The following is a 4,957-nucleotide window of genomic DNA, read 5'->3' on the forward strand; positions in this document are numbered from 1 at the left end:
GTCACTCCGCCCCAGCCGCCTCGTCCCCGCCGGACAGCACCTCCTCCTCGGGAGCACTCCGCTGCCGGACGACCCGCTTGGCCGGTGTACGCGGGCGCGTCCCGTCCTTGGCCCTCGCCGACGACCGCGTACGAGGGGGTCGCCGGCCATCCGCTCCCGGCTGGACGGGCACGCCGCTCCTGGTGCGGGCCCTGCGGCGAGGGGCCGGTACGGGCTCGGTCGGCGCGGTTTCCTCGGGCTGCTGCTCCTGGCTCCGCGCGGCTCCCCCGGACTCCGGGCCCCCGCTCTCGACCGCCTCCTCGGACCGCTGCCCCTCGTACACCGTCCCCTCGCTCTCCGTCTCCCCCTCGGACCGCCGTCCCCTCTCCGACCGCAGGCACCGCCGCACCGACTCCGGATCGACCCCCTCGTTGCACGCCTGGTGCAGAAGCGCCGCGAACAGGTAGTCGGGGTCGGCGCAGAGGGCCATCGCGAGGGCCTCCCGCGCTTCGAGGCCGTCCCCGAGGGACCAGGCGACCCAGCCGGCCAGGGCGAGGGGCGCGGCGGCGTAGTCGCTCCAGGAGCGGACGCAGCGACGGGACAGGGCGCGCCACAGGCGCAGCGCGGGGAGTGCCACGTCGCCTTCCATCCACTCGGCGGCGCGGTCGCGGGTCGTGCGGTCCTGGAGGCCGAGGATCAGCCGGGCCGCCTCCTCGTTCCCGATCAGCGTGTCGTCGTGGCGGTCGGACAGGAGGGGGCCGGCGACCACGGGGGCGTCGGCGAGGCGCCGTACGAGGCGTTCGGCCAGGGCGATCGTCTCCTCGGCGACCTCGGTGTCCTCACCGTCGAGCATGCGGGGGACGATCTCCTCGGCGATCTCGTCCAGTGCCTCTTCCTGCTCCCGGACGCCGCCGGTCTCCCAGGGGAGCAGCCTGGCCCGGAAGTCCCGCAGGGTGCCGCGGACCTGGAGACCCGCGTAGGTCGCGGCGGCGGCGAGGACGGACGTCCCGGGCAGGGCCATCGGGATGCCGTCCTCCGGGCAGCAGCCGTCGCCCCGGCAGCAGTATGACCAGAAGCGTCCGCCGGAGACGCAGAGGGCCTCGATGACGGGGATGTCGAGGAGCCCGCACTGGGTGCGCAGGTGCTGGGCGAGGGGCTTCAGCCGCTCCATGACCTCGCGGGGTGTCTCGCCGGGCTCCGGCTCCTGGCAGACGTAGGCGACCATCTGCTGGGGCCGCATCCCCCGGCGTTCCGCGCCCTTCACGAGTCCTTCGGCGAAGAGGCCGGCCGCCTCCTTCCAGACGGCGGGGTTCTTGGGGATGCCGAGCCCGCCCCGGACGCCGAAGCGGCTCCGGCCGTCCTGTTCGCACAGGGAGACCAGGACCATGCTGTCCTCCGGGCGGAAGCCGAGCAGGTAGGGCACGGCGTCCGCGAGTTCGCCCGGGGTCTTGAGGGTGTACCCGTGGCTCTCGAAGCCGAACGGCTCCAGGCTGTTGTATGTGCCGTTGTCGATGGGTTCAGGCGTTTCGCTGTGATTCGTCATGCCGTGACGATCTCGCGAATCGCGACTTCCCGCTCGGCCTGTGGATAACTCCGGGCAGGGACACGACATTTCCAACCCCGGGACTCCTCAACTCCCGCTCGCCGAGAACTCCGACGCCGGCCGCCGCGAAGCACGCCCGGCGGCTCCCGGACAGCCCGCCCGGCAAGCTCCCGGGCCGTCCCTCCCGCCGCTCGCCGCCCGCATTGTCAGTCCCGTCCTGTTGTATGGACGCATGCAGCACACCAGCACCGCGGATCTCCGTACCGAAGCCGACACCGTCCTCGCCCGGCTCGTCGGTGACCCCACCGGCGAGGCCCGGCTGAGGGAGGACCAGTGGCGGGCGGTCGAGGCCCTGGTCGCCGAGGGCCGGCGCGCGCTAGTGGTGCAGCGCACCGGGTGGGGCAAGTCGGCGGTGTACTTCGTGGCGACGGCCCTGCTGCGGTCCAGGGGCGCGGGCCCGACGGTGATCGTGTCGCCGCTGCTCGCGCTGATGCGCAACCAGGTCGACGCGGCGGCCCGCGCCGGGGTGCGCGCGCGGACGATCAACTCGGCGAACACGGAGGAGTGGGAGTCGGTCCAGGCCGAGATCGCCGAGGGGGTCGTGGACGTCCTGCTGATCAGCCCCGAGCGCCTCAACCACCCGGACTTCCGCGACCGCGTCCTGCCCTCGCTGGCCGCGGCGACGGGCCTGCTGGTGGTGGACGAGGCGCACTGCATCTCCGACTGGGGCCACGACTTCCGCCCGGACTACCGCCGCCTGCGCACGGTGCTGGCCGACCTCCCCGCGGGCGTACCGGTGCTGGCGACGACGGCGACGGCCAACGCGCGCGTGACGGCCGACGTGGCCGAGCAGCTCGGCACGGGCGGCGCGTCGGACGCGCTGGTGCTGAGGGGGCCGCTGAACCGGGAGAGCCTGAGCCTGAACGTGCTGCGGCTGCCGGACGCCGCGCACCGGCTGGCCTGGCTGGCCGACCACCTCGACGACCTGCCGGGCTCGGGCATCGTCTACACGCTGACGGTGGCCGCCGCCGAGGAGGTCACCGCGTTCCTCAGGCAGCGCGGGCACGCGGTCGCGTCGTACACGGGCCGTACCGAGAACGCGGAGCGGCAGCAGGCCGAGGAGGATCTGCTCGGCAACAAGGTCAAGGCGCTGATCGCGACGTCCGCCCTGGGAATGGGGTTCGACAAGCCGGACCTGGGGTTCGTGGTCCACCTGGGCTCGCCGTCCTCGCCGATCGCCTACTACCAGCAGGTGGGCCGCGCGGGGCGTGGCGTCGACCACGCGGAGGTGCTGCTGCTGCCGGGCCGGGAGGACGAGGCGATCTGGGAGTACTTCGCCTCCCTCGCGTTCCCGGCGGAGGAGCTGGTGCGCCGCACCCTCGACGTCCTCGCGCGCGCGGAGGGGCCGGTGTCGCTGCCCGCGCTGGAGCCGCTGGTGGAGCTGCGGCGTTCGCGTCTGGAGAGCATGCTCAAGGTCCTGGACGTGGACGGGGCGGTCCGGCGCGTGAAGGGCGGCTGGACCGCGACGGGGCAGCCGTGGTCGTACGACGCGGACCGGTACGCGTGGGTGGCGCGCCAGCGCGAGGCCGAGCAGCGGGCGATGCGGGAGTACGGCGCGGCGACGGGCTGCCGGATGGAGTTCCTCCAGCGGCAGTTGGACGACGAGACGGCCCGGCCCTGCGGGCGGTGCGACAACTGCGCGGGCGCGCGGTTCACGGCCGACGCGTCGACGGCCGCGCTGGACGCCGCGCGCGTGGACCTCGGGCGGGCGGGCGTCGAGGTGGAGCCGCGCCGGATGTGGCCGACGGGGCTCGCCGCGGTCGGCATGGACCTCAAGGGCCGTATCCCGGCCGGTGAGCTGGCGGCGCCGGGGCGGGCGCTCGGGCGGCTGTCGGACATCGGCTGGGGCAACCGGCTGCGGCCCCTGCTCGCCCCGCAGGCGCCGGACGGGCCGGTGCCGGACGACGTGGCGAGGGCCGTGGTGGGGGTGCTGGCCGACTGGGCGAAGGGGCCCGGCGGCTGGGCCTCCGGGGCGGCGGACGCGCCCGCGCGCCCGGTCGGCGTGGTGACCGTCCCTTCGCGCACGCGCGCGGCACTGATCGGTTCGCTGGGCGCGCGCATCGCGGAGGTCGGCCGGCTGCCGCTGCTGGGCGGTCTGGAGTACGCCGAGGGCTCCTCCCGGGTCGCCCGCAGCAACAGCGCGCAGCGGCTGAAGGCGCTCGACGGGGCGCTGTCCGTGCCGCCCGCGCTGGCCGCCGCGCTCGCCGGGGCGCAGGGGCCGGTGCTCCTGGTGGACGACTTCAGCGAGACCGGCTGGACGCTGGCGGTCGCGGCGCGGATGCTGCGCCGCGCGGGCGCGCGGGGGGTGATGCCGCTGGTTCTGGCGCTCCAGGGTTGAGCGCGGACCCGGGGAGGCAGACCAGGGAGGCGGACACCGGCTCGTCGCCCGTCCTGACCCCGTCGTCACGCGGGAATCCCGAGGTAGTGATATAAGCCATGTAACGGCACATAACAGTCGGTGATCCCAATTGCTCGTTGCCGCATTCCAGTTCGACCGCAAGAATTGAGGTCCGCTCCCCGCAACGGTTCGCCTGAGGTCAGGCAGAGCTCTGTTTGTGGTGCGTGCCCCCCGAATTCGCCCCGCCCGCTGTGTGGGCCGTAGCCGAAGGGAGGATCGTGACCTTCGGATTCGCGCCGTCCTCGGCGGCATCGCTCTCGACGTCCGCGTCCGCCGCTTCCGCCAACCGCTTGCTCGAACCCGCGGAATGGGCCGCGGCGGGTATCCCGCTGCTGCGCAACCCGCGCGAGGTCGTGAGCGGACTGCACGCGCGGCACAGGCCGAGACCGTCGACCGCGATCGTGGCCGTGCTCGACCCGGACGAACGGCTGTGCGCCAGCGCCTCGTTCGTGCGTCGCCCGGCGGCGGCCGACGGCTGGATGTTCCGCAACGCGCTGCTCGCCCAGTTGCGCCGGGTCATCCCGCACGACCTGCGGCGGCGGACCCCGGTGCGGACGGCGGTGCTGCTGTACTGCCGCGAGGGCGACGCGCGCTGGACCGAGGAGGACGGCGCGTGGATGTGGGGCCTGCGCGACGCGTGCACACTGCACGGGCTGCGCTGCGGGGCGTACATCACGCTCACGCGTGACGGCTGGCAGGTTCTGGGCGAGGGCCGGGGCGGCCGGCGCCCCAACTCGGAGTCCCTGCCGGAGCCCTTCGGCCTCTCCGAGGCCCCGCCCCCGCTCCCGAGGACCGGCGGCGCCGTCTCGGACGTCCTGAGGCGCGCGGCGGCCCGCTGAGCCCGCGCCGGGGACGACGCGGGAAACGGCCGCGACACTGTCGTACGGACGACAGGCCGCGGCCTTCCCGGAACACGACGGGTACGCCGGAGCGCGCGTGCGCGGGAACCCCGGTTTCGCGCGCACGCGCGCTCCGGC

The 4,957-nt window shown here is 74.5% G+C and carries 3 protein-coding genes; 2 read left to right on the forward strand and 1 reads right to left on the reverse strand.

Going from position 1 to position 4,957, the window contains the following annotated elements; all coding sequences use genetic code 11:
- Position 1: 1 nt before the first annotated feature.
- Positions 2–1,522, reverse strand: a complete 1,521-nt coding sequence (locus tag AOK24_RS40830; RefSeq protein ID WP_055724963.1) for a DUF4192 domain-containing protein — start codon at positions 1,520–1,522, stop codon at positions 2–4.
- Between the two features lie 232 nt (positions 1,523–1,754).
- Here AOK24_RS40830 and AOK24_RS40835 point away from each other — a divergent pair, with 232 nt between their 5' ends.
- Positions 1,755–3,920, forward strand: coding sequence for a RecQ family ATP-dependent DNA helicase (locus AOK24_RS40835; RefSeq protein ID WP_055724964.1), 2,166 nt, complete (start codon positions 1,755–1,757; stop codon positions 3,918–3,920).
- 278 nt (positions 3,921–4,198) lie between these two features.
- On the forward strand, positions 4,199–4,819 hold the full coding sequence (locus AOK24_RS40840) for a hypothetical protein (RefSeq protein WP_055724965.1): 621 nt from the start codon (positions 4,199–4,201) through the stop codon (positions 4,817–4,819).
- The last annotated feature ends 138 nt before the right edge of the window (positions 4,820–4,957 follow it).

This window comes from Streptomyces niveiscabiei (genome assembly GCF_001419795.1).
Taxonomy (GTDB): Bacteria; Actinomycetota; Actinomycetes; order Streptomycetales; family Streptomycetaceae; genus Streptomyces; species Streptomyces niveiscabiei.